This is a genomic window from Chamaesiphon sp. OTE_20_metabat_361 (genome assembly GCF_031364565.1).
On the sequence record NZ_JANLWO010000053.1, the window covers coordinates 1 to 1,849 of the forward strand.

Annotated in this window: 2 protein-coding genes; one reads left to right on the forward strand and one right to left on the reverse strand. The window is 49.9% G+C overall.

The features are described 5' to 3' along the window. The coding region (locus tag RMO35_RS01380) for an S-layer homology domain-containing protein (RefSeq protein WP_309738031.1) at positions 1–1,178 on the forward strand (1,178 nt) is incomplete at its 5' end. Positions 1,179–1,195: 17 nt separating this feature from the next. On the opposite strand, the gene RMO35_RS01385 is transcribed toward RMO35_RS01380, so the two are convergent. After that, positions 1,196–1,849, reverse strand: a 654-nt coding sequence (locus RMO35_RS01385) for a RibD family protein (RefSeq protein ID WP_309738032.1), incomplete at its 5' end; no start/stop codon positions are given.

Here is a 1,849-nt window from a genome sequence, read left to right on the forward strand (position 1 = left end):
TTGGGATTTGTCGGTCTGGATTGTTAGCCGCACTAGCAATGAGTACACCCATCTTGCTCTCTGGCTGCAATGGGAAAACAGTACAAGATACCTTCGCCCCAGATCCCAAGCTCAAACAACCCACTGCTGCCGAGCCAACCACCAACGATCTTCCCGCCGATTTTCCGCAGTATCCACAGGCAAAATTGCTAAATACCGATCGCACTGACGATCGAGGGATTGTTACCACTTGGACGACTCCAGATCCGATCGAGTCTGTCTACAAATTTTATCAGCAAGAACTCACTGCTAAGCAATGGCAAATTGTCACTCAGCCCAGCGATACTGCGCCCCAATTAGTCGCCACTCAACCAGATCGATCGAACGTGACGATCGCACCCGAGCCTAGTACGGACAAGCAACAAACTGGAGTCACCACTTATACAATTAGCCTACTCGCCACAACTGCCAGCCCTACCCCAACGCCAGCACCTAGCAGTCCGGCACCCAGCAGTACGCCGACTCCCAGCCCAAAACCGCTCAGCAATAATCTTGCCCCAGCCAATACTGGCGAGTATCTGGCAGATCTCACCAAGCTCGGTGTCTTCACCAGTGCCGACACTAGCGCCACTGGCAAGACACCCCCAAGCAATCGCCCCGTCACTCGCCGCGAATACGCCCGGTGGCTGGTTGCCGCCCACAACCGGATTAATGGCACTAAGCCCACCCAACAGCTCAAGTTAGCCACGAGCGATGCTAAGCCAGCCTTTCAAGACGTCCCCACTACCAATCCCGACTTTCCCAGCATTCAAGGCTTAGCCGAAGCAGGACTGATTCCCAGTCCCCTCAGCGGTGACGCTACTAGCGTGCTATTTCGCCCTGAAGCCCCTGTGACTAGAGAGCAGATGATTTTGTGGAAAGTGCCCTTAGATACCCGTCAACCGCTCCCAGCAGCCTCTCTAGATGCCGTCAAGCAAACATGGGGCTTTCAAGATGCGGGTAAAATCGATCCCAAAGCCATGCGGGCAGTATTAGCCGACTTTCAAAATGGCGACCAGGCGAACATCAAAAGAGTATTTGGCTACACGACTTTATTTCAACCAAAGAAAACAGTGACATTAGGCGAGGTGGCGATCGCAATATGGTATTTTGGTGCCAATAGTGAAGGTCTATCCGCACGGGAGGCGACCTTAAATTAATTAATAATTAATAATTATTAATTATTTAGATCTATCGGTTTGTGAACTTGATAATGTAAGAATATTTCTTGGTCGATGCGCTCGACACTCAACAATGTTAACTTTGGGGCAGATTCGGGCGTGAATCCAGCTCCCGCCACTGGAGTCGGTGCATCATCGCCGCCATAGATAACCGGGCAGACTGTCAACCACAACTCATCGATAAAATTTGCTGCAAACAGACTCGCCGCTAATGCTGACCCGCCCAAAAAACAGATATTTTTAATCCCTAATTTAACCAGTTCATTTTTGGCTGCCTGCCAATCGAGATCCCGACCGTCAGGAGTTTCGCATTCAAGAATGCGATCGAAACTAGATCGATCGTGCCAATTTCTAGCACCAATTTTAGTTGTTAATAACCAGCGATCGATCGGTTGACTAAAAAATGGTAACTGTGCATCAATTTTACCGCTCCGAGAACAGATAATCTGAGGCGGTTGAGCTGGTTGATCGCGATCGATTCTCGCTTGAATTAATTCTGGTTTTTGTACCAAAACTATACTCCCCCCGTCGCTTAGAGTGCCGCTACCAACGAGGATCGCATCAGCAGCAGCGATTTGTGCTTCTAAGTGAGCGTAATCTCGATCGGAGCTAAATGTCGGGGGTGATTTTGCCGCATCCGAAATCTTTCC